This window comes from Mycolicibacterium tusciae (assembly GCF_002086795.1).
Taxonomy (GTDB): domain Bacteria; phylum Actinomycetota; class Actinomycetes; order Mycobacteriales; family Mycobacteriaceae; genus Mycobacterium; species Mycobacterium tusciae.
In genome coordinates this window covers 95,300-117,107 of sequence record NZ_MVIM01000003.1, presented here as the reverse complement: position 1 = coordinate 117,107, position 21,808 = coordinate 95,300, and the positions used below count along the sequence as shown (strand labels likewise).

General features: G+C 64.4%; 27 protein-coding genes and 3 tRNA genes. 14 read left to right on the top strand and 16 right to left on the bottom strand.

The window, feature by feature from the left end; all coding sequences use genetic code 11:
- Nucleotides 1-5 precede the first annotated feature (5 nt).
- Nucleotides 6-914: an alpha/beta fold hydrolase gene (locus BST47_RS06470; RefSeq protein WP_083124474.1), complete on the top strand. Its 909-nt coding sequence runs from the start codon at nucleotides 6-8 to the stop codon at nucleotides 912-914.
- Here BST47_RS06470 and BST47_RS06465 read toward each other — a convergent pair.
- The 3 genes from BST47_RS06465 to BST47_RS06455 all read right to left on the bottom strand — a co-directional run bounded on the left by BST47_RS06465 (nucleotide 911) and on the right by BST47_RS06455 (nucleotide 2,719).
- Entirely contained in the window at nucleotides 911-1,213 is a 303-nt protein-coding gene (locus BST47_RS06465) for a hypothetical protein (RefSeq protein WP_083125091.1), read from the bottom strand. The genes BST47_RS06470 and BST47_RS06465 overlap by 4 nt on opposite strands.
- 489 nt (nucleotides 1,214-1,702) lie before the next feature.
- Nucleotides 1,703-2,095 (bottom strand): DUF6319 family protein, encoded by a 393-nt coding sequence (locus BST47_RS06460; protein ID WP_083124472.1) that lies wholly within the window; start codon nucleotides 2,093-2,095, stop codon nucleotides 1,703-1,705.
- A 27-nt stretch (nucleotides 2,096-2,122) separates the two neighbouring features.
- Nucleotides 2,123-2,719 (bottom strand): TetR/AcrR family transcriptional regulator, encoded by a 597-nt coding sequence (locus BST47_RS06455; protein ID WP_083125090.1) that lies wholly within the window; start codon nucleotides 2,717-2,719, stop codon nucleotides 2,123-2,125.
- Between the two features lie 96 nt (nucleotides 2,720-2,815).
- On the opposite strand from BST47_RS06455, the gene BST47_RS06450 reads away from it, so the two are divergent.
- The 7 genes from BST47_RS06450 to BST47_RS06420 all read left to right on the top strand — a co-directional run bounded on the left by BST47_RS06450 (nucleotide 2,816) and on the right by BST47_RS06420 (nucleotide 10,216).
- Nucleotides 2,816-3,805: an oxygenase MpaB family protein gene (locus BST47_RS06450; protein WP_083124470.1), complete on the top strand. Its 990-nt coding sequence runs from the start codon at nucleotides 2,816-2,818 to the stop codon at nucleotides 3,803-3,805.
- Between the two features lie 61 nt (nucleotides 3,806-3,866).
- Nucleotides 3,867-5,213: an ABC1 kinase family protein gene (locus BST47_RS06445; RefSeq protein WP_083124468.1), complete on the top strand. Its 1,347-nt coding sequence runs from the start codon at nucleotides 3,867-3,869 to the stop codon at nucleotides 5,211-5,213.
- Nucleotide 5,214: 1 nt separating this feature from the next.
- Nucleotides 5,215-6,114 (top strand): alpha/beta fold hydrolase, encoded by a 900-nt coding sequence (locus tag BST47_RS06440; protein ID WP_083124466.1) that lies wholly within the window; start codon nucleotides 5,215-5,217, stop codon nucleotides 6,112-6,114.
- A gap of 156 nt (nucleotides 6,115-6,270) precedes the next feature.
- Nucleotides 6,271-7,152, top strand: a complete 882-nt coding sequence (locus tag BST47_RS06435; protein WP_083125089.1) for a cyclopropane mycolic acid synthase family methyltransferase — start codon at nucleotides 6,271-6,273, stop codon at nucleotides 7,150-7,152.
- Between the two features lie 87 nt (nucleotides 7,153-7,239).
- Nucleotides 7,240-8,139: a cyclopropane mycolic acid synthase family methyltransferase gene (locus tag BST47_RS06430; protein ID WP_083124464.1), complete on the top strand. Its 900-nt coding sequence runs from the start codon at nucleotides 7,240-7,242 to the stop codon at nucleotides 8,137-8,139.
- Nucleotides 8,140-8,253: 114 nt separating this feature from the next.
- Nucleotides 8,254-8,955, top strand: a complete 702-nt coding sequence (locus tag BST47_RS06425; protein ID WP_083124462.1) for a YciI family protein — start codon at nucleotides 8,254-8,256, stop codon at nucleotides 8,953-8,955.
- A 7-nt stretch (nucleotides 8,956-8,962) separates the two neighbouring features.
- Nucleotides 8,963-10,216, top strand: a complete 1,254-nt coding sequence (locus tag BST47_RS06420) for an RNA polymerase sigma factor (RefSeq protein WP_083124460.1) — start codon at nucleotides 8,963-8,965, stop codon at nucleotides 10,214-10,216.
- Here the strand turns inward: BST47_RS06420 and BST47_RS06415 are convergent, their stop codons facing one another.
- From BST47_RS06415 to BST47_RS06360, 12 genes are all read right to left on the bottom strand, one after another.
- Nucleotides 10,217-11,956 carry a PE-PPE domain-containing protein gene (locus BST47_RS06415; protein ID WP_083124458.1) on the bottom strand — a complete coding sequence of 580 codons (1,740 nt, stop codon included), beginning with the start codon at nucleotides 11,954-11,956 and terminating at the stop codon, nucleotides 10,217-10,219.
- Nucleotides 11,957-12,152: 196 nt separating this feature from the next.
- Complete coding sequence (rplA, locus tag BST47_RS06410) at nucleotides 12,153-12,860, bottom strand: 50S ribosomal protein L1 (RefSeq protein ID WP_083124456.1); 708 nt, start codon at nucleotides 12,858-12,860, stop codon at nucleotides 12,153-12,155.
- Nucleotides 12,861-12,929: 69 nt separating this feature from the next.
- Nucleotides 12,930-13,358, bottom strand: a complete 429-nt coding sequence (gene rplK / locus BST47_RS06405; RefSeq protein ID WP_083124454.1) for a 50S ribosomal protein L11 — start codon at nucleotides 13,356-13,358, stop codon at nucleotides 12,930-12,932.
- A 33-nt stretch (nucleotides 13,359-13,391) separates the two neighbouring features.
- Nucleotides 13,392-14,213 (bottom strand): transcription termination/antitermination protein NusG, encoded by an 822-nt coding sequence (gene nusG, locus BST47_RS06400; protein WP_083124452.1) that lies wholly within the window; start codon nucleotides 14,211-14,213, stop codon nucleotides 13,392-13,394.
- Nucleotides 14,214-14,239: 26 nt separating this feature from the next.
- Nucleotides 14,240-14,662, bottom strand: coding sequence for a preprotein translocase subunit SecE (gene secE / locus BST47_RS06395; protein ID WP_083124450.1), 423 nt, complete (start codon nucleotides 14,660-14,662; stop codon nucleotides 14,240-14,242).
- A gap of 78 nt (nucleotides 14,663-14,740) precedes the next feature.
- Nucleotides 14,741-14,813 (bottom strand) — tRNA-Trp (locus BST47_RS06390).
- Between the two features lie 152 nt (nucleotides 14,814-14,965).
- Nucleotides 14,966-15,493 (bottom strand): (3R)-hydroxyacyl-ACP dehydratase subunit HadC, encoded by a 528-nt coding sequence (gene hadC / locus BST47_RS06385; protein WP_083124448.1) that lies wholly within the window; start codon nucleotides 15,491-15,493, stop codon nucleotides 14,966-14,968.
- Nucleotides 15,494-15,496: 3 nt separating this feature from the next.
- Nucleotides 15,497-15,925: a (3R)-hydroxyacyl-ACP dehydratase subunit HadB gene (gene hadB / locus BST47_RS06380; protein WP_083124446.1), complete on the bottom strand. Its 429-nt coding sequence runs from the start codon at nucleotides 15,923-15,925 to the stop codon at nucleotides 15,497-15,499.
- Nucleotides 15,912-16,391, bottom strand: a complete 480-nt coding sequence (gene hadA / locus BST47_RS06375; protein WP_083124444.1) for a (3R)-hydroxyacyl-ACP dehydratase subunit HadA — start codon at nucleotides 16,389-16,391, stop codon at nucleotides 15,912-15,914. The genes hadB and hadA overlap by 14 nt, the downstream gene beginning before the upstream one ends.
- A 48-nt stretch (nucleotides 16,392-16,439) precedes the next feature.
- Nucleotides 16,440-16,607 carry a 50S ribosomal protein L33 gene (rpmG, locus tag BST47_RS06370; RefSeq protein WP_003929651.1) on the bottom strand — a complete coding sequence of 56 codons (168 nt, stop codon included), beginning with the start codon at nucleotides 16,605-16,607 and terminating at the stop codon, nucleotides 16,440-16,442.
- A 34-nt stretch (nucleotides 16,608-16,641) separates the two neighbouring features.
- Nucleotides 16,642-16,715: transfer RNA gene (locus tag BST47_RS06365), tRNA-Met, on the bottom strand.
- Nucleotides 16,716-16,751: 36 nt separating this feature from the next.
- Nucleotides 16,752-16,824, bottom strand: a tRNA-Thr gene (locus tag BST47_RS06360).
- An 88-nt stretch (nucleotides 16,825-16,912) separates the two neighbouring features.
- Here BST47_RS06360 and BST47_RS06355 point away from each other — a divergent pair.
- The 6 genes from BST47_RS06355 (at nucleotide 16,913) to BST47_RS06330 (ending at nucleotide 21,358) form a co-directional block, all read left to right on the top strand.
- The gene (locus BST47_RS06355; protein ID WP_083124442.1) at nucleotides 16,913-17,773 is read left to right on the top strand and encodes an NYN domain-containing protein; all 861 of its coding nucleotides are present in this window, start codon (nucleotides 16,913-16,915) and stop codon (nucleotides 17,771-17,773) included.
- Nucleotides 17,774-17,786: 13 nt separating this feature from the next.
- Nucleotides 17,787-18,497: an MBL fold metallo-hydrolase gene (locus tag BST47_RS06350; protein WP_083124440.1), complete on the top strand. Its 711-nt coding sequence runs from the start codon at nucleotides 17,787-17,789 to the stop codon at nucleotides 18,495-18,497.
- Nucleotides 18,498-18,533: 36 nt separating this feature from the next.
- Complete coding sequence (locus tag BST47_RS06345) at nucleotides 18,534-18,803, top strand: DUF2510 domain-containing protein (RefSeq protein WP_083125088.1); 270 nt, start codon at nucleotides 18,534-18,536, stop codon at nucleotides 18,801-18,803.
- A 59-nt stretch (nucleotides 18,804-18,862) separates the two neighbouring features.
- Complete coding sequence (locus tag BST47_RS06340; protein ID WP_083124438.1) at nucleotides 18,863-19,867, top strand: DUF8453 domain-containing protein; 1,005 nt, start codon at nucleotides 18,863-18,865, stop codon at nucleotides 19,865-19,867.
- A gap of 192 nt (nucleotides 19,868-20,059) precedes the next feature.
- Complete coding sequence (locus tag BST47_RS06335) at nucleotides 20,060-20,758, top strand: crotonase/enoyl-CoA hydratase family protein (RefSeq protein WP_083124436.1); 699 nt, start codon at nucleotides 20,060-20,062, stop codon at nucleotides 20,756-20,758.
- Nucleotides 20,759-20,767: 9 nt separating this feature from the next.
- Nucleotides 20,768-21,358 carry a TetR/AcrR family transcriptional regulator gene (locus BST47_RS06330; RefSeq protein WP_083124434.1) on the top strand — a complete coding sequence of 197 codons (591 nt, stop codon included), beginning with the start codon at nucleotides 20,768-20,770 and terminating at the stop codon, nucleotides 21,356-21,358.
- A gap of 10 nt (nucleotides 21,359-21,368) precedes the next feature.
- Here the strand turns inward: BST47_RS06330 and BST47_RS06325 are convergent, their stop codons facing one another.
- Nucleotides 21,369-21,761 carry a nuclear transport factor 2 family protein gene (locus BST47_RS06325; protein ID WP_083124432.1) on the bottom strand — a complete coding sequence of 131 codons (393 nt, stop codon included), beginning with the start codon at nucleotides 21,759-21,761 and terminating at the stop codon, nucleotides 21,369-21,371.
- Nucleotides 21,762-21,808: the final 47 nt, after the last annotated feature.

Sequence of the window (21,808 nt, the reverse complement as noted above, 5' to 3'; positions counted from 1 at the left end):
GAGTAATGCAAACGCGCAGTGGGACGGCGGTCTGCGGGGAAGTCGAGCTCTATTACGAGGATCTCGGCGACTCCGCAGCTCCGCCTGTTCTGCTGATCATGGGCGTGGGTGCGCAGCTGCCGATGTGGCCCGACGGCTTCTGCGCGCAGTTGGTCAGGCGCGGCTATCGGGTCATCCGGTACGACCACCGCGACATCGGGCTGTCCACCAAGATGACCGGCCACCGCGCCGAGGGATCCGTGTACCGGCGGGTGGCCCGTTATGCGGTTGGCCGGGGTAGTGCGGTCCCGTACACGCTGGTCGATATGGCCGACGACGCGAAGGCGCTACTGGATTTTCTGCAGATCGAGCGCGCTCACGTGGTCGGGGCGTCGATGGGCGGGATGATCGCGCAGGTGCTCGCGGGCAATCACCGCGACCGGGTGGGGTCGCTGGGCATCGTCATGTCGAGTTCGGGCAAGGCGTTCTCGGCGCTGCCGCGGTGGCAGGTGATCAAGCTGGCGTTCGGCGGACCGGGCAAGGACGCGCCGTGGGAGGACAGGCTGGCGTCGGAGGTACGCAACATTTCGATCATCAACGGCCCGAATTTCCTTCCGCCCGTTGAACAACTGCGGCGGCGGGTCGAGGATCTGCGGGCGCGCAGCGATTACCCCCAGGGCATGTTGCGGCAGTTCGATGCGATTCTAGGCACGGGGAGCCTGATTCGGTACACCCGCAGCATCGTCGCGCCCACGGTGGTGATCCACGGCTCGGAAGATCCGATGGTTCGGCCACGCAACGGGCGCAACCTGGCGCGCATCATCGAAGGTGCTCGCTATGTTGTCGTCGACGGCATGGGACACGATCTGCCAGAGCCGGTTTGGCGTCCGGTCGCCGAAGCGTTGACGGAGAACTTCGCGGTTGGGGCGCCTTAGGAATAGTCGGGCGTGGCGGCCCAGAAGGCGTCGTCGTCACGACCCATGCTTCGATCGGCCTCGTCACGGAGCGCGGCAGCCCGTTTGTGGATGTGGTGCTCGGTGGAGCGCGGCATCAGCCCGGGTCCGTAGACGCCGCGCCGGAGCCGACGGACCCGGCCGCGGCGCATTTCCCATCGCAGGGCGTCCGACACTGATTTGGATGGCCGTCCGGGGATCGTAAAGCCCTGGTACTCGAGAAGCTCGATCATCTCGAAGATCGACGCCGGACCGTGAATGTCGAGGTTCACCGTGAGCATATAGCGAAGCTCGATGCCCTGCAGCACTTTTCGGCGTCGCGAATACCGAGCGTCCACGGCACAACGATGGCAGTCGAGCCGGACATCTGCGTCGTTACGGCAGGCCCACGCGGGTCGTCTGTGCATGGACGGCTCATTGGGGATACCGCTCCGGTCTCCCGGCCCAATATGCCTTCTTGCCAACCTCACAGCGACTTTGTCGCTCAACTACTACCGCGGCGACCAACATCAGCGACTATGTCGCTCAGAGCTTGGCGCCACGACATACTTCCCTAGAGGGACCTCACGTTCTCGGCGCCATCTCAGCGCGGTGGAGTGCGAGAGCGGTGCACGCCAGACCCCTGGTCTCCCGGCCGCCCTCCCTCCCGGACCAATATGCCTGTGCGCCAACCTCGCAGCGACTTTGTCGCTCAATTACTACCGCCACCACCAACATCAGCGACTCTGTCGCTCAGAGCTTGTCACTACGACATACTCCCCGGACAGACGTCACTCCAGCTCGGCGAGGGCCTTGCGGGCGGCTTCCAGTTCGGCTTCGAGGGCGGCGACCTTGGCGGCCTGCTGGGTGCGTGCCTCCTCGATCAGTTCGTCGATCGGGGCCGAGAGATCCTCATGCAATTCCTTCGCGGCGCGTGAGACGGCCGCGGCCGCGACCGCGAGATTCCGCGCTCGATAGGTGGTCCCCTGCTTCAGTTCGGCCCGCCATTCTCCATCGGCCGTACCGGTGACCGTCAACGTCAGCTCCAGCGTCTTCGGCTTCTTCGCAGCCGGCTTCTTGGCCGGGGCCTTCTTCGGCTTCTCCTCGACGGCCTCTTCGGCGACGGGAGCCGGCGTGTCGAAATAGGTGGACTGCGCTTCGGGTGCCAGAGTATCTAGGGACATGGCCCAATTAGAACATATGTTCGACGCTCAGCGCAGGACCGTCTGCACCGCGTACTCGACCACCGAGTCGAGATCGTCGCCCAGGTTCCCGGCCAGCCACTGCTGAGCAAGCTCGGCCATCGCGCCGGTGTACAACGCCGCACCTACTTGCGCCGCAACAGGATCCGAGCCCGGATTCAACCGCCAACCCTCGGTCAGCACGCCCTCGCGAAGCAGATCCTGGGTCGCCGTCCGGCGCGCGGCGAGCACCGGATTGGCGCGCGCGTCGGTGAACAGGATCCGTCCGCGACGCGGGTCGGCCGAGCTGAACCCGAGCACCGCAGCGATCCCGGCTCGTGTCCGGTCCCGAAGCGAATCGCCCGACCCTGCGATCGCCGCCTCCACCACCGCTCCGAGCTGAGCACTGACCTGGTCGTAGACCGCGCCGAGCAGATCGTCGGTGTCCGCGAAACTCTCGTAGAAATAGCGCGTGTTCAGCCCACACTCGCGACACACCGAACGCACGGCGATCGCGGCCTCACCCCCGTCGCCGAACAGACGGAACGCCGCGTCGATCAACTGCGCTCGACGTTCGGCGCGCCGGTCGGTCAGCGGCACGCCGGCCCATCGGGTCGGACTGGACACCAACACAGGGTAGGCCGAACCCGCCAACTCTGGTCACATCCGTGTCCAAATAGTATTCTGGCTACAGCTGTGACCAGAACTTCGAAGGGAACCACCGTGTACCTGCCGCACCAAATGGTCGGGCAGTTCGTCAACCAGCGCTTCGACGAGGGTGTACGCAAGCACTTCTTCCGCGGCATGGAGTTCGCCGCACCCGTCGCCGATCCCGGCTGGTTCGGACCCGGCAGCGCCGTCTGGCACGTGCATTCACACATGCACGCGCTCATCTTCGGCCTCCAGTGCGCGGCGTACCTCGAGCGACTGGACCCGTCGATCTACTGGATGGGCATGCACCATTCGCGACTGGTCAAACGCGACGAGAACGGAACGGCCGTCCCCGAGATCGATCCCCAGGGCGCCTCGGTGCGACTCGGTCACTCCGTGGCGTTCTTCATCGGGACGGCGTACGGCTCGAGCGAGACCGCCGAGCGACTGGCCAAGTCGGTGCGCTCGATGCACCACACCATCAAGGGCACCCGACCCGACGGCGCTACCTACGACGCCGACGATCCCGAATGGCTGCGCTGGAACTATGCGACGGTCGTCTGGGGCCTGGCCACCGCACACGAGCTGTATCACCCGAACCCGCTGCGCGGTAAGAAGATCGACGACTATTACGGCGAGTTCGTTCGCGTCGGACATGCACTCGGCGGCACCGACCTGCCCACCACCAAGGCCGAGACCCTGGAGTGCCTGAAGTCGTACCTGCCCCGGCTTGCGGTCACCCACGGTATGGCGATGTCCACCGGGTCCAATCTCCCGATGCCGCACAGTGCGATCGATTGGGCCATCCGCGACACCATGCCGAAGTGGGCCAAGCAGCTGATCCAGCATCGCGATCCCAACATCGTCGAACGCACGGCCAGGCGCGCCGTCGTGTGGAGCATCATCAACGGCCTACACGTCGCGGCCGGCCCGGCACCGGAATTCCGGCAGGCCCAGGCCAGGGTCAAATCCGGGACGACGGTCAAGCACACGCTGCCGGAGTACACGCTCGGCGACGATCCGGTGCTCTCCCGCGAAGAGGTGGAGCACAGCTTCGCGTAGCGACTGTGACCCGTTCCACACGTTTTCGCGGCTCATCGCCGATTTTGAGACACTGACCCCTATGAGTACCTCGAAACCCCGCGAGGTGGCGAAGCTGGACCGCGTACCGCTGCCGATCGAGGCAGCCCGCGTCGGCGCGACCGGCTGGCAGATCACCCGCACAGGCGCGCGAGTCCTCAGCACGCTCACCGGCAAGGGCTCGCTGCAGCAGAAGATCATCCAGCAGATTCCGCAGACGTTCGCCGACCTCGGCCCCACCTACGTCAAGTTCGGCCAGATCATCGCCTCCAGCCCGGGCGCTTTTGGCGAGCAGATGAGCCGTGAGTTCCGCAGCCTGCTCGACGCGGTCCCGCCCGCCGACGAAGACGAAGTGCACAAGCTGTTCCAGGAGGAGCTCGGCGACGAGCCGACCAACCTGTTCGCGAAGTTCGACGAGAAACCGTTCGCGTCGGCATCGATCGCCCAGGTGCACTATGCGACGTTGCACAGCGGCGAAGAAGTCGTCGTCAAGATCCAGCGACCCGGCATCCGTCGCCGCGTCGCCGCCGACCTACAGATCCTCAAACGTGGTGCGCGTCTTGTGGAGTTCGCCAAGCTCGGGCAGCGGCTGTCGGCTCAGGACGTCGTCGCCGATTTCGCCGACAATCTCGCCGAGGAGCTGGATTTCCGGCTCGAAGCGCAGTCGATGGACGCGTGGGTGTCGCACATGCACTCCTCGCCGTTGGGCAAGAACATTCGTGTGCCGCAGGTCTATTGGGATCTGACGAGCGCGCGGGTGCTCACCATGGAGCGCGTCACCGGTGTCCGTATCGACGACGTCGCGGCGATTCGCAAGGCCGGTTTCGACGGCACCGAACTCGTGAAGGCGTTGCTGTTCAGCGTCTTCGAGGGCGGATTGCGGCACGGCCTGTTCCACGGCGACCTGCACGCGGGCAACTTGTTCGTCGACCCCGACGGCAAGATCGTGTTCCTCGACTTCGGCATCATGGGCCGCATCGACCCTCGCACGCGGTGGCTCCTCAGAGAGCTCGTGTACGCGCTGCTGGTGAAGAAGGATCACGCCGCGGCGGGCAAGATCGTCGTCCTGATGGGCGCGGTCGGCACCATGAAGCCCGAAGCCCAGGCCGCCAAGGATCTGGAGAAGTTCGCGACTCCGCTGACCATGTCGTCGCTGGGCGATATGAGCTACGCCGAGATCGGGAAACAACTTTCGACTCTGGCCGACGCGTACGACGTGAAGCTGCCGCGCGAGCTGGTGCTGATCGGCAAGCAGTTCCTCTACGTGGAGCGCTACATGAAGCTGCTCGCGCCCAAGTGGCAGATGATGACCGACCCGCAGTTGACGGGGTACTTCGCCAACTTCATGGTCGAGGTCAGTAGGGAGCACACGGAAGAAGTCGAGGCCTGAGTTGCACGTTCGTACCGGTACCGCCAGATCGGGCGAGCTCGACATCTACTACGAGGACATGGGCGACCCGAACGACCCAGCGGTGCTGCTCATCATGGGCCTCGGTGCGCAATTGTTGTTGTGGCGCACGGAGTTCTGCGAGATGCTCGTCAATCAGGGTTTGCGCGTCATCCGCTACGACAACCGCGATGTCGGGCTGTCGTCCAAGGTGACGGGACAGCACTCCGGCGCGGCGCTCGCGCCACGGATGGTGCGGTCCTTCCTCGGGCTCAAGAGCCCGGCCGTGTACACGCTCGAGGACGTCGCTGATGACGCCGCCGCCCTGCTCGACCACCTGAAGATCGACGCGGCCCATATCGTCGGCGCGTCGATGGGCGGCATGATCGCGCAGGTCTTCGCCGCCCGGCACAAGGTGCGCACGAAGACGCTGGCCATCATCTTCTCGAGTAACAACCAGGCGGTGCTGCCGCCGCCCGGCCCCAAACAACTGCTGGCCATTCTGCAGCGACCCAAGGGCACGACCCGCGAGGCGATCATCGAGAACGCGATCCGCGTCAGCAAGATCATCGGCAGTCCCGGCTATCCCGCGCCTCACGAGCGTGTCCGCGCCGAGGCGATCGAGGGTTACGACCGCGCCTACTACCCGGCGGGCATCGGTCGCCAGTTCGCGGCGATCATGGGCAGCGGCAGCCTGCTGCACTACAACCGCCAGATCACCGCGCCCACCGTCGTCCTCCACGGCAAGGCCGACAAGCTGATGCGCCCGTTCGGCGGACGTGCGGTGGCCCGCGCGATCAAGGGTGCGCGACTGGTGCTCTTCGACGGCATGGGACACGAGTTGCCGCGCGAACTGTGGGACGACATCGTCGGTGAACTGAAGACGAATTTTTCGGCAGCGTAGTGGTTTCCAGCTGTGTAAGCGGTGTGATCTTTCACTCGCAATTAGTGGCCGCGAACGATCAGGTCTAGATTCGACGCCGAGTGCTTCAGGGCTTTGCGAGCTGTCAACGGCGATGACGGTAGGGCTGCTGATCCGCCCCAGAAAGGCACCGAACCGATGGCTGTTGCCCGCAAGTTAGAACCGCATTTCGACGACGTACAGGCGCATTACGACCTGTCCGACGAGTTTTTCCGCCTGTGGCTGGATCCCAGCCAGACCTACAGCTGCGCCTATTTCGAGCGTGACGACATGACGCTGGAAGAAGCCCAGCTCGCCAAGATCGACCTCGCACTGGGCAAGTTGGGGCTGCAGCCCGGCATGACGTTGCTCGACGTCGGTTGCGGCTGGGGTTCGACCATGCTGCGCGCGCTCGAGCGCTACGACGTCAACGTGGTCGGGCTGACCTTGAGCGAGAACCAAAAGGCCCATGTGGAAAAGGTTTTCGCGAATTCGGACAGTCCACGCGAGAAGCGGGTTTTGCTGCAGGGCTGGGAGCAGTTCGACGAGCCCGTCGACCGCATTGTGAGCATCGGAGCGTTCGAGCACTTCGGGTTCGACCGCTACGACGATTTCTTCGCGATGGCCTATCGGGCGCTGCCCGACGACGGTGTGTTGCTGCTGCACACCATCACCGCGTTGACGCTGCCGCAGATGGCGGAGCGCAAGATTCCGCTGACGTTCGAGGTGGCGCGGTTCGTTAAATTCATTCTCACCGAGATCTTCCCCGGTGGGCGGCTGCCGTCGATCGAGAAGGTCTCCCAGCACGCGACCCCGGCCGGATTCACGCTGACCCGCCGCCAATCGCTGCAGCTGCACTATGCGCGCACGCTGGAAACCTGGTCCGCCGCGCTCGAGGCGCACAGGGACGACGCGATCGCCGTGCAGTCTGAGGAGGTCTACGACCGCTATATGCACTACCTAACGGGCTGCGCCAGGGGCTTTCGGATGGGCTATATCGACGTCAACCAATTCACGCTCGCCAAACAGGAGTCGAATTAGGGCCTGACCCGCGTCAAACGCTAGGGTGTACGACCAGATCACAGTGACGAATCCGTAGACGTCACCAGGAAGGCCAACTAGCGAATCATGTCTGACAACTCCACCGGCACCAAGGATATGACTCCTCACTTCGAGGACATCCAGCATCACTACGACCTGTCGGACGACTTCTTCGGCGTGTTCCAGGACCCGACGCGCAAGTACAGCTGCGCGTTCTTCACCAGCCCCCACGTGACGCTGTCCGAGGCGCAGATCGCCAACGTCGACCAGCACCTCGACGCGCTGGACCTCAAGCCCGGCATGACCCTGCTCGAGGTCGGCTGCGGCTGGGGCCTGACCCTGCAGCGGGCGATGGAGAAGTACGACGTCAACGTCATCGGCCTGACGCTTTCGAAGAACCAGAAGGCCTACTGCGACCAGCTGCTGGCCAACGTGGACAGCGAGCGCACGTTCGACGTGCGGCTGGAGGGTTGGGAGCAGTTCCACTCCCCCGTCGACCGGATCGTCTCGATCGAGGCTTTTGAGCACTTCGGCTTCGAGCGGTACGACGACTATTTCAAAACCTGCTTCGACATCCTGCCCGATGACGGCCGCATGACCGTCCAGAGCAGCGTCGGTTACCACCCCTACGACTTGGCCGAGCGCGGCAAGAAGCTGACGTTCGAATTGGCCCGGTTCGTCAAGTTCATCATCACCGAGATCTTCCCGGGCGGTCGCTTGCCGACCACGCAGATGATGGTCGAGCACGGCGAGAAGGCCGGCTTCGTGGTGCCCGAGCCGAAGTCGCTGCGCAACCACTACATCAAGACCCTCGGCATCTGGGCCGACCGGCTGGAGCGCAACAAGGAAGCGGCGATCGCCGCCACTGACGAGGAGAACTACCACCGCTACATGCGGTATCTGTTGGGCGCGCAGTACTACTTCATCGACGAGTCGATCGATGTCAGCCTGGTCACCTATCTGAAGCCGGGCGCCGTAGCCGCGTAGTTATGCGACCTACCGAGTAGTCCTCTCTGCGGGTTGTCGGATCCCCGCGGCGTGGTTCGTCGTCTTGGTAGAGAGTGGAACACAGGGTTCTGCTCGCATCCGGAAGGTGACGCCATGTACTACTTCGCCCTACTGCTGGGACCCGAGTCCACCGACGAGCCCGACGCCGCCACCCAAGCCGAGATCATCTCGGCCTATGAGACCTTTCACGCCGATTACGGCTCCGCGATCCGCGCCGGCGACGCCCTCGTCCCATCAGCCACGGGTGCCCGGATCACCGGCGGCGCCGACGCGCCTGTGATCACCGACGGACCGTTCGCCGAGGCAGCCCAGGTGGCCGGCGGCTATTACGTCTTCGAGGCTGAGAATCTCGACGAGGCGTTGGCCATCGCAGCGGCCATTCCCGCCTGCCAGAACGGCGCCGTCGAGGTGTGGCCGATGGTGGAGTACATGCCGCCCACCAAACCGCTCGACAACAACTGGATCGCGCTGCTGCTCGAGCCCGCTGACTCCGTTCTCGCGCCGGGTACCCCCGAGTGGAACGAAATCGCCGGACAACACGGGAAGTTCGCCGCACAGGTGGGCGATCGCGCCAACGGCGGTGCGCCGCTGCACCTGCCATCGACGGCGACGACGGTGCGAATGCGTGACGGCGAGCTGGTGCTGACCGACGGACCGTACATCGAGGGCGCCGAGGTAGCCAACGGCTACCACATTCTCAACGTTGCCGACCGGGACGAGGCCATCAAGACTGCGGTGATGATTCCGGCGACCACCATCGAACTCCGTCAGCTCATGGGCGTCTCTGGCCTGTAGTAGCCGAATGACCAACCTGGACGGCGTCTTTCGACGCGAGTGGGGTTCGGCGGTGGCGGCACTGGCGCGCTGGTCCGGTGATCTCACCGTCGCGGAAGACGCTGTCCAGGAGGCATTCGCCGACGCGCTACGCTCCTGGCCCCGCGACGGCGTGCCCGACAATCCCGGCGGATGGATCGTCACAGTCGCGCGCAACCGTGCGCTGGATCGGCTGCGCCGTGAATCCGTCAGGCCCGGAAAGGAACTCGCTGCGGTGATCGACGACATATCCGCCCGCACCGATCGCACGGGCGTACCGCACCGCATTCGCGACGACGAACTGCGGATGATGTTCACCTGCGCTCATCCGGCACTGGGTTCGCAGTCGCAGTTGGCCCTGACGCTGCGATTGATCTCCGGGCTCACGGTCCGCGAGATAAGCCGCGCGCTGCTACAGTCCGAGGCGGCCGTTGGGCAGCGAATTACCAGGGCCAAGAACAAGATTCGGCATGCCAATATCCCGCTGCGGGTGCCGCCGCCCGAGTTGCTGCCGCAGCGCACACCGCATGTGCTGGCCTGCATCTACTCGGTGTTCACCGAGGGCTACTGGTCGACGGCGGGACCGTCGGCGATCCGCGACGAGCTGTGCGATGAAGCGGTCCGATTGGCGGGCGAGGTCTGTTCCTTGATGCCCGGCGAGCGCGACGGGCACGCGCTGGCCGCGCTGCTGCTGTTACACGACTCCCGACGACAGAACCGTGTTGACGCCGGCGGCGCGCTGGTGCCGCTGGACGAGCAGGAACGCAACCGATGGGATCGGGAGAAGATCGCTCGTGGCCTGGATCGCCTTCGATGTGCTGAGGGCTCGACCGGGCCCTACCTGCCGCAGGCGGTGATCGCAGCGCTGCATGCGACAGCGCCGCGATGGGAGGACACCGACTGGGCAGGAATCCGTCTTGCGTATGACCGGCTGATCGCAATCACCAACTCTCCGGTTGCCAAGGCGAACCGCGCCCTCGCGGTCGGGTTTCTCGATGGGTTCGATGCGGGCCTGGTAGCGCTGGACGACGTCGCCGCCGATCCGCGGCTGGCCCGCATGAACACCGTGGCATCGATTCGCGCCGACCTGCTGCGACGGGCGGGTCGACATGTGGAGGCGCAGCAGTGGTATCTGCAGGCGTTGGACCGAGCCGGTTCGGACCCGGCCCGGCAGTTCCTGCGCAGGCGCTACGGCGAGTGTGGCGGGCAGCTGGCTGTCGCGGATATAACGGCTGGCGACTAGTCAGGCAGCCGCCGGCTCTGTGCCCTCCGCACCCTCTGCGCCTTCCGCGCCCTCGACGCCCTCGACGCCCTCGGGATCGACCGGGTTGAGCGGATCGGCGTCCTCGCCACCGGCCGGTGCGCCCTCGGGCTTGTTCGGTGAGAAGTTCAACGACACGCTGCCACCGTTTGCGTCGAACTTGTTGCCATCCAGATCCTGGTTCTCTTCCGGATCCTTGATGACTATTTGGGTGCCCTCGTTGGGGTCGAGCTGGTTGGGGTCGCCCTGGTCGGGGTTGTTGTCTTCTTCGTTCAGTCCATCCAGATTGTCCGCGGGGACCTGCTGGAGCCCGGCGCCTTCGAGTCCGGCCGTGTCGGCGTTGGGCGTCTCGACGATTTCGGGAAGCGTGACCTCTTCTTCGCTGTCGGGACCGAGGGAAGCAGTCTTCTCGTCGCCGTCAAGCTGCTGCTCGACGCCACCAGTGTCCTGCACCAGCGACAGTCCTGATCTAGCTCCGGACATATCGTCAAAGTTATTTAGCAACGAGAACTGCTCGAGATTTTCGTCTTGCTCCTCGTCCTCCTCGGGAACCGGTATCGGCGGGGTCAGCGGTATCTCCGTCGCCAATCCGAAGTTCGCGAGGAAGTTGTTGATGCCCTGGAAGATTGCGGGGATCAGCTTGAGGACGAGCGTGAACGGGTTGAAGATCGGGAACAGCCCGATCCGCGTGGGCTGGCCGAACGGAATGTTGCGGTTATATCCGGTCTCCTCGATGATCACGCGCAGGGCAGGCTCGAAGAGGTCCGCGATCGGCTTGCCGATGATCGGGATGGAGTGCAGCGGAAGGACGAGCGGCAACACCTTCGGCGTAATGGTGTAGTAGGTGGTGTCGCTGTCGGGCAGCTTCTGGATTTGGACATTCTGGGGATAGAGCTCGGGGTTCGTGGTGAGCTCCCGCCATTCGGCAACGGAGTATCCGGCGGGCAATTCACCGGGATCGCTGTCCTCGTTGATCGCCAGGTAGGTGCCGTGGTCATACGTGAAGCCGAGAATTGAGTTGACCACCGCCAACGGATTCAGCAGATACTGCGGGAAGTCCGCGATGCCCTCCCACCGGATGGCCCAATCTTCGGTCTCAAAAGTGGTGTCCGTCGGCGTGGGTTGTCCGGTCGTCACATCCAAGATCGGGATGGTCCCTAGAATGCCGAATCGCGAAAGGATGCCGCCGTTCGGACGGTTCGGGTTGCCGATGAACACGAACTTGATGGAATCGATTTCGTCGAGCACGTCGTTCCACTCGCCGTTGGCGATTTTCGTCTTCGCAATGCTGACGACGCGGCCGCCCTGCGAATAGCCGGCGATCACGACGCTCCCGTCGAAGTCGGGGTCGAGTGTCGAGATGGCTCCGAGTGTGTTGCGGAGGTTCTCCACACCTCCCGCAACCGACACGTCGAACTTCTCGCAGCGGCCGGGGTCGCACCAGCCCGGCAAAGGTATCGGCCAGAACGATGCGTCGTAGTTGATGCCATACAACTGGTCGTCCGCGCAACCGTCGGGCTCACACGGTGTCTGCATGTAGTAATCGCGGAAGTTCTCCATGTAGAACTCGACTTTGTTTGCGTCGGGCGTCCCGGTCCCTGGCACGATCAGCGCCGTCGCGGCCAGACTGACCGCCGCCATCAGCGCTGTCATTGCGCCGAGGACGGCGGTGCTCAGCAAGCTCAAGAGGAACAGGACGACAACCCGACCGGCCTTACGCATGCGACAACGATCACATAACGCAAGGGCGCGGATCGGCCGAATCGCAAATTTGCCCAGCGAAAATTGGCCGAGGCCTGTTGTCCTTGCGAAGTTGTCGTCCCCGGGCTGGTAGTGATTGGGACGCGGGTGCTAGTCACACTCCAAAAGCAGCGCCGGCATCGTGTTGCTGGATCAACCGATTGCCGCCGTCTCGCGGCTACGCCTCGGTGAAGTTGCGCGTCACCGCTGGGTCCACGGGGATGCCGGGACCGGTCGTCGTCGACACGACAACCTTCTTTAGGTAACGACCCTTCGACGACGACGGCTTGGCGCGCAGGACCTCGTCGAGCGCGGCGCCGTAGTTCTCGGCCAGCTTCGTCTCGTCGAAGGAGGCCTTGCCGATCACGAAGTGCAGGTTGGCCTGCTTGTCGACACGGAAGTTGATCTTTCCGCCCTTGATGTCCGAAACCGCCTTCGCGACATCGGGAGTCACGGTGCCGGTCTTCGGGTTCGGCATCAGGCCACGCGGACCCAGCACACGGGCGATCTTGCCCACCTTGGCCATCTGGTCCGGCGTCGCGATCGCGGCGTCGAAGTCCAGGAAGCCGCCCTGAATCTTCTCGATCAGGTCGTCACTGCCCACCTCGTCGGCGCCTGCAGCAAGCGCCGCCTCGGCCTTGTCACCCACGGCGAACACCACGACGCGCGCCGTCTTACCGGTGCCGTTGGGCAGGTTGACGGTGCCGCGCACCATCTGGTCGGCCTTGCGAGGATCGACACCCAGCCGGATCGCCACCTCGACGGTCGCGTCCTGCTTCTTCGAAGACGTCTCCTTGGCCAGGCGCACAGCCTCGATCGGGGAGTACAGGTTGTCCTTGTCGATCTTCTCCGCGGCTTCGCGATATGCCTTGCTGTTCTTGCTCATTGCTATCTCCTTGTGTTTCAGAGGTGTGGTTGGCGAGCCGATGCCAGCTCTCCCACGGGACCGGCCGAACTATTCGACCGTGATCCCCATCGACCGGGCGGTGCCGGCGATGATCTTGGACGCCGCGTCGATGTCGTTGGCGTTCAGGTCTTCCTTCTTGGTCTCGGCGATCTCGCGCACCTGATCCCAGGTCACCTTGGCGACCTTGGTGGTGTGCGGGGTGCCGGAACCCTTCTGCACGCCTGCGGCCTTCAGCAGCAGCTTGGCGGCGGGCGGGGTCTTCAGCGCGAACGTGAAGCTGCGGTCCTCGTAGACGGTGATCTCCACGGGGATGACGTTGCCGCGCTGGCTTTCCGTCGCGGCGTTGTACGCCTTGCAGAACTCCATGATGTTGACGCCGTGCTGGCCGAGCGCCGGACCCACTGGCGGGGCGGGGTTGGCCGCTCCGGCCTGGATCTGCAGCTTGATCAGCCCAGTGACCTTCTTCTTCGGGGCCATGAGTGTTCGGTTCCTTTTCTTTCTTACTTGTCTTTAGATCTTGGCGACCTGAGTAAAGGTCAGTTCGACAGGTGTCTCGCGACCGAAGATCGACACCAGCACCTTGAGCTTCTGCTGCTCGGCGTTGACCTCGCTGATGGATGCGGGCAGCGTCGCGAACGGGCCGTCCATGACCGTGACCGACTCGCCGACCTCGAAGTCGACGAGGATCTCCGGACGCTCCAACGAGGCCTCGGAGGACGCAGCGGCGCCCGCCGTGCTCTTGGCCGGCTTCTTCGCCGACGCCGGCGGAAGCAGGAACTTCACCACGTCGTCGAGGCTGAGCGGCGACGGCCGCGACGTCGCCCCCACGAAGCCCGTCACGCCGGGCGTGTTGCGCACCGCGCCCCACGACTCGTCGTTGAGTTCCATGCGGACCAGGATGTAACCGGGTAGCACCTTGCGGTTGACCTGCTTGCGCTGGCCGTTCTTGATCTCGGTGACCTCTTCGGTGGGCACCTCGACCTGGAAGATGTAGTCGCCGACATCGAGGTTCTGCACGCGGGTCTCGAGGTTGGCCTTCACCTTGTTCTCGTAGCCGGCGTAGCTGTGGATGACGTACCAGTCACCGGGCCGCAGGCGCAGATCCTTCTTCAGCGCGACCGCAGGGTCCTCGTCCTCGTCTTCTTCCGGAGCCGCCTCGGGGGCGGCCTCGGGCTCGGCAACCTCAACTGGTGCCGCGTCTTCGACGGCTTCGGCCGCCGTGCTGTCTTCCAGACGCTCGGCCGCCTCGTCTGCGATCACGGTCGCCGGATCTGCCGCTTCGGCGATTGCCTCGGAAACGGCCGAAGGCGTATCGCCCTCGAAGCTAGTCACTTGTCAGTCCTCTCAGTACTTCCACGTCAGCCGAACACCCACATGACGATCTTGCCGACGCCCAAATCGACTCCGCCGATCAGCGCCACCATGAACGCCAGGAAGACCAGCACCACGATGGTGTAGCTGACCATCTGCTTGCGGTTCGGCCAGATGACCTTGCGCAGCTCGGCGACGACCTGCTTCAGGTAGTTCCAGACATACAGGAACGGGTTGCTCGAGGAGCCGTCGCCGCGCTTCTTGGCCGTCTTCTTAGCCGTGCCCGAGCCGTTCTTGGTCGGCGACGCCTCGGTGCCGGTTTCCAGGTCGACGGCGCTGCTGACGTTCTCGCCGCTGGCTACGCGGCGCGACCGCTTGCCGCTGGGCCGAGTAGGCCGGGTTACGACCGCGCCGCTGCCGCCGGTGTCGTCGGACCCTGCGGAGCCGTCACGATCACGCTCGTCGCTCACCGCATGCCTTCCTTGTTCTGGTCGTCTAGTTGTGTGGACACCTTCCAGTGTCCACGCCGTGTCGAGTATTCAGTTGAGCAGGGGCGACAGGACTTGAACCTGCAACCTGCGGTTTTGGAGACCGCTGCTCTGCCAGTTGAGCTACGCCCCTTTACCTTGACACCGCTGGCGCTGCGATATCGCCGGTTTCCGGGGCTCACACAAACCGCGCGCTCCCCGTTCGGTCGATCTGAAACCGACGGACAGCGCGCTGGACTGGGGAAACCCCGAGTAGCGAGTGTAGCGCGCCACCCACGTGAGGTACTAATCCGCTACGTGGCCGTTCTCGCTGCCAGCTGTGCGGACGACCTGCCCCGTCTCCGGGTCCCATTTCACCGAGATCGAGTTGTCGCCCTCATGGCCCATCAGGGTGGTGAACGCCTCCATCACGATCGTGCCGTCCAGCTCTGCGCAGACGTTGCGGGTGGTGACGATGTCGGCGCCGAACTTCTCGACCACCGACTCGATGTGCATGGTTCCCCTCAGCTCGTCCCCGACCTTGATCGGCCGGTGAAAGAAGAACTTCTGGTCGACCTGAACGATCTGCATGGTCTCCAGGCCGACGTCCACGTGCTGGAAGAAATGGTTCTGGATCATCACCGCGAAGATCGACGCGAAGGTCAGCGGCGCGATGAGGGCGTCGTGCCCGAGCTCCGCTGCCGCGACCTCGTCGACGGTGGCGGGTGCGGCCGACTTCACCGCCTTGGCGTACTGGCGGACCTGCTCCCGGCCCACCACAAAGGTGTCGGGGTATTCCCAGACCATCCCCCGGATGTCTGTCTTAAGCGCCATCGGTCATGCCAGCTTCGCGGTGGCGACGGCGCGACCGAAGATCTTCTTACCGCCAGCGGTGGCAGTTAACGCAATCGTTACCGACTTCGTTTCGGGCTCAACGGATTTCACCCTTCCATTGAACACGATTTCAGCGCCGACGCCGTCGTTGGGAACCGGCACCACCGCGGTGAAACGCACGTTGTATTCGGTGACCGCCGCCGGGTCGCCGACCCAGGAGGTGACGTATCCGCCGCCGAGTCCCATGGTGAGCATGCCGTGCGCGATCGCGGTGTCCAGACCGACCTGCTTGGCGATCTCGTCGTCCCAGTGGATGGGGTTCAGATCGCCGGACACTCCGGCGTAATTCACCAGGTCACCTCGGGTCAGGGGAATCGTCTTTTCGGGAAGCAGGTCGCCCACCTTCACCGAATCGAACTCACGCAGTGCCATCGCTGAAACCCTCTTCTCCTTCTTCCCCGGTTCGCCCCGCCAGGGTCGTGTACGACTCCTGGACAATTTCGCCTTTGTCGTCGGTGACGACGTTCTTGGTCACGATGATGTCGGCGCCGTGCGCCTGCCGGACGGAGTCCACGTAGACGTCGCAGAAGAGCGTGTCGCCGGCATGAATCGGCTTGCGGAACTTCAACGTCTGGTCGACCTGCACGATCTTCATGTCGCTGATGCCGATGTTGGCGTTTTCGAAGAATGCCAACTGCGCCATGTAGCCGAACACCGAGATGAACGTCAACGGCGCCGGAATCGCGGAGTGGCCAAGCTGCGCAGCGACGTCTTCGTCGTGGTGCGCGGGGTGCTCGTTCTTCACCGCGACGGCGTACTCGCGCAGCTTCTCTCGCCCGACGACGTAGTGGTCGGGATAGCGGTAGTGCATCCCGACGATCTGCTCTGACAGCGCCACAGTGGACCTATCCGTCACCCGGGGCGAGCGCCCACGGATTAGGGATCGCTAGCGCGATTCCTTGTGCGCCTGGTGCTTGCCGCAGTTCGGGCAGAACTTCTTGATCTCGAGCCGGTCGGGATCGTTGCGACGGTTCTTCTTCGTGATGTAGTTGCGGTGCTTGCACACCTCGCACGCCAAGGTGATCTTGGGCCGTACGTCAGTACTGGAGGCCACTTCTTGTCCTTCGTCTTGCGGTTCTAACGTCTTGTAGCGGTGGGGGGACTCGATCCCCCGACCTCACGATTATGAGTCGTGCGCTCTAACCAGCTGAGCTACACCGCCCCGATAGTCCAGTCCGGCGAACCGGTCCGTCCACCGAGCCCCCTAACGGAATCGAACCGTTGACCTTTTCCTTACCATGGAAACGCTCTACCGACTGAGCTAAGGGGGCCTGCCCCGACAGTCTCGTCGTGGGCCTTAAAGAGGGTACATTCTCCGCGATACGCTCGCCAAACCGCTGGTGGTGATAGGACGTACAAGTGACCGAACCCGGCGCCCCGCGCGTGGCCGTCTACCTCGACTTCGACAACATCGTCATCTCCCGCTACGACCAGATACACGGTCGAAGCTCGTTCCAGAAGGACAAAGCCGCCGGATTTCACACCAAACCCGGCCGGCTCACCGAGGCGACCGTCGACGTCAGCGCGATCATCGACTTCGCGTCCTCGTTCGGCACGCTGGTGTTGACGCGCGCCTACGCGGACTGGTCGGCCGACGTCAACGCCGAATACCAGGGCCAACTCGTCGGCCGCGCCGTCGACCTGGTTCAGCTGTTTCCCGCCGCCGCTTACGCCAAGAACGGTGCCGACATCCGGCTGGCGGTCGACGCGGTTGAGGACATGTTCCGGCTGCCCGACCTCACCCACGTCGTCATCGTGGCCGGGGACTCCGACTACATCCCGCTGGCCCAACGCTGCAAGCGCCTGGGCCGCTACGTCGTCGGCATTGGGATCACCGGTTCGATCAGCAAGTCGCTGACCGCCGCCTGCGATGAGTTCGTCACCTACGACGCGCTGCCGGGTGTGCCGGTGACCGAGCCGCCCAAGAAGAAGCCCCGCAAGAAGGCGGCCGAAGGTGAGACCGAGCCAGATGCACCCGATCCGCAGGCCGCCGCGACCGCTTTGCTTGAACGGGCGCTGCGGATCGGTCACGAGAAGGACGACGCCGACTGGCTGCACAACTCCGCGGTCAAGGCGCAGATGAAGCGGATGGATCCGTCGTTCTCGGAGAAGTCGCTGGGATTCCGCTCGTTCAGCGATTTCCTGCGCTCCCGCGCCGAGGTGGCCGAGCTCGACGAAAGCAGCACCACCCGCATGGTGCGGCTGCGCGGCAACGACTGAATAGTCTTACGGCATGACCGACCGCCTGTACTTCCGCCAGCTGCTGTCCGGCAGGGATTTCGCCGCCGGCGACATGATCGCCGAGCAGATGCGCAACTTCGCCTACCTGATCGGCGACCGCGAGACCGGCGACTGCGTCGTCGTCGATCCGGCGTATGCCGCCGGTGATCTGGTCGACGCGCTGGAGGCCGACGGCATGCACCTGTCCGGCGTACTGGTCAGCCATCACCACCCCGACCACGTCGGCGGCTCGATGATGGGCTTCGAACTGAAAGGTCTCGCCGAGCTGTTGGAGCGGGTCAGCGTACCCGTCCACGTCAATAGTGTTGAGGCTGAATGGGTTTCACGTGTCACGGGCATCGCCCGCAGCGAGCTGACGGACCATCAGCACGGTGATGTGGTCAAGGTCGGAGACATCGACATCGAGCTTCTGCATACTCCCGGCCACACCCCCGGCAGCCAGTGCTTCCTGCTCGACGGCCGACTCGTCGCGGGCGACACACTGTTCCTGGAGGGCTGCGGGCGCACCGACTTCCCGGGCGGCGACGTCGACGAGATGTTCCGCAGTCTGCAGGCGCTGGCACAGCTTTCTGGCGATCCGACAGTCTTTCCTGGCCACTGGTATTCGCAGGAGCCCAGCGCGGCCCTGTCGGAGGTCAAGCGCACGAATTATGTATACCGGGCTAGCAATCTGGATCAGTGGCGCATGTTGATGGGCGGTTAACCCCGTCTGACGCGATGACGACCCCACGTCCGCAGGCTGGTACCCGATCCCGACGGCGGTGACTGCCAACGCTATTGGGAAGGCGATCAGTGGACCGAACACCGCGCGCCGGCAGCACCGAACGAATCGGACGTCCCGCCCCTTCCGTCGACGCCCATCTTGTGTGCCCGAATTCATCGAGCTGCACGGCGAGCCGGGCGGTCCCGGCATCCAGGTTCCGTTGCCGTAGCTGGCAAGGTAGCCGTAAGCCTCTATAAGCACTCCCGTCTCTGCTTACCCACCTTCCTGGGGTTTTCCAGCAAATGACGTTGATGCAAATTTCTCTGATGCGGTAGCGGCGCGCGGACCGTGATATACACCGGGACGTGGAAACCGACCTCCGGGCACTGCAGGTGACCGACGTCTCGGCCCACGGGTGGATTGCACTGGCCGCCTGGGTGGCCGTCATGGTGCTCGTCGCGGCGTTGATCTACGCGTGGCGGGCATACCAGCGGGCCAGAGCACACGCCGAAGAGCTCATGCAGCCGAACGTGGCGATGTTCATGGAGCCCGCCGCCCACGACTGGCACCTCGTCGAACTCGTCGTCAGGAACTTCGGTCAGACACCGGCGTACGGCATCCGATTCGAGTGGGCCCACCCTCCCACCGTCGGCAAGTACGAGAACGTCTACGAGGATCGCTACGTCGACATCGTCCCGCTCAATCTGCCCGCGGAGATCCCGTATCTGGCGCCGTCGCAGGAATTTCGCATTGTGTGGGATTCGGCGCTGGACCGCCGCGAGCTCGGAGAGACCATTGCGTCGCGGTTCGACGGTGCGGTCACCTACTCCGATCAGCCGACGACCAAGGGATCCAAGCGCGCCGGTCGCCAGTTCCGGTCCGCAGCCGTATTGGACTGGGCCACACTGCATCCCGTCGAACGCCTGGAGCTGCTGACGACGCATGATCTCGCGCGACAGGAGAAGCAGAAGCTCGAGCTGCTGCGAAACCTGTTGACCTACTACCACTACGCCACCAGCGAGAGCCGCGAAGAGGTGCTGCGCAGCGAGATCAACAGGGTCCGCACCGCGGCCGACAAGATGCGCGAGCGCCTCACGACCGCCAAGGTGAAATCCCCTACTGAACAACCGGCGCCGCAGCCACCGCGCCCCGCGCCCCCGCGCGAAATCCCGTTCAACACGCCGCCGCGTCAGGTGCCGTTCAGCACCGGCCCGCAGGAGGTGCCGTTCATCACGCCCCCGCGCGAAGCGCAGTTCAATGGGCCGGTTCCCCAGGACGTCGTCCACAACGACGATGCGAACTATGACGACGATGAGGCGCACACCCAGGTGATCAACGGACGGCCGAGGCACCGACGCGATCTCGGCTAGCGCGGGCCTGTGCGACTGAAGCTTTAGGAGCCCGGTACCGCCCCCTACGCTGCCGGGCTGAAACAAACCTACAACGGTGGCCGTCGGGCGTCGTGCGTAATCGACTACTCCACTCGCCGGTGCCCGGGTTGGATTTCGTAACACTGTTACGTAACATCGATCCAAATTCTTGACGTACTCAAAGGAGAGGCGATGACCAGCCCAGTTGGCTACGAAATCAATGATTCAGTCGCGACGATCACCATGGACGACGGCAAGGTCAACGTCCTGGGTCCGGACATGCAGGCCGCGATCAACGAGGCCCTGGACCGCGCGGAGAAGGACGCCGCGAAGGCCGTAGTACTGGCGGGCAACGATCGGGTGTTCAGCGGCGGGTTCGACCTCGCGGTGTTCCAGTCCGGCGACGCGAAGGCCGCGCATGACATGCTCGCCGGCGGCTTCGAGTTGTCGGTGCGGTGCCTGACGTTCCCCGCGCCGGTGATCATGGCCGCGACGGGTTCGGCCATCGCGATGGGATCCTTCCTGCTGCTGTCGGGCGACCATCGCGTCGGGCAGCCGAAGACCAAGTGTCAGGCGATCGAGGTGGCGATCGGGATGACGATTCCGATCTCCGCGATCGAGATCATGCGGATGCGGTTGACGCCGGCGGCGTTCCATCGCGGCGCGGCGCTGGCGTCGATCTACGTCGGCGACGAGACGATCACGGCGGGCTGGCTGGACGAGATCGTCGAGAAAGACCAGGTTCTCGCCAGGGCGCAGGAAGCCGCCGCTGCGGCGGCGCAGTTGCACACCGGCTCCCACGTGGCGACCAAACTGAAGGCGCGCGAATCGGCGCTGCAGGCGATCCGGGCCGGAATCGACGGATTGGCAACGGAATTCAGTCTCGGCTAGGAGGCTGAGATGCCGAGGGCCAAGCAACGCACGCCGGAACTTCGCGAGCATCTGCTCGAGGTCGCGATCGCGACGCTCGCCGAGGACGGCTTCACCGGCTTCACCACGCGCCGGGTCGCCGAGCGGGCCGGGACGTCGGTCCCTGCGGTCTACGAGTTGTTCGTCGACAAGGCCGGCCTGGTGCGGGCGATGTTCTTCGAGGGGTTTCGGCTGCTCGGGGCCGAGCTGGCCAAGGTCCCGGTGAGCGACGACCCGCTGGCCGACCTGGAACGGCTGGTGCCGGTGTTCCGGCTCTTCTGCCGGGCGTACCCGCGGCTGGCGCAGGTGATGTTCTCGCGACCGTTCATGGACTTCGAACCCGGACCCGACGAGCTGGCGGCAGGCGCGTCGGTGCGCGAGGTGTTCATCGGCCGGATCCAGCGCTGCGCAGATGCGGGACTGCTGTCGGGAGATGTCACCGACATCGCGCACGTGCTGCTCGCGTTGGCGCAGGGTTTGGCGGTGCAGGAGCTGGGCCGCTGGCTAGGGCCGACGGGGCCGTCAGTCGAGCGGCGCTGGAAGCTGGGCGTGGGCGCGGTGTTGGCGGGTTTCCGGGGCTAGGTGGCGCCGATTACTGTCGCGCCGTCGCGTCGGTGATCTGCTTCAGCACAGACTCGAGGTCATAGGCCTCACGCCACTGCATGATTCGGCCGTCTCCGTCGAACTCGAATACCGCCATGACCACCGCAGCCACGGGCTTGCCGTTGACAGTCGAGTTGCTGAACTGTTCGACCATGACGGTCCGGCCGTCGCTGACCAGCGTCTTGACGTCAACACGCACACCACCGACTGCCGAGAGTTGGGAGTAGAGCTCGGCCCCGATCGCCGATGCGCCGGGGCGTACGCCCTGCGGACCGTCGTGCCATTCGGCGGCGTCGTGAAAGAAGCTGGCCAATTCGTCAGCACCGGGCTTCGCCCACGCAGCGAAGAATCTACGGACCACCGACTGCGGTGAATCGCTCATCCGCAATACCTAGCATTATTTGCCTGCCCCGCTTGGTGATTTGGCCG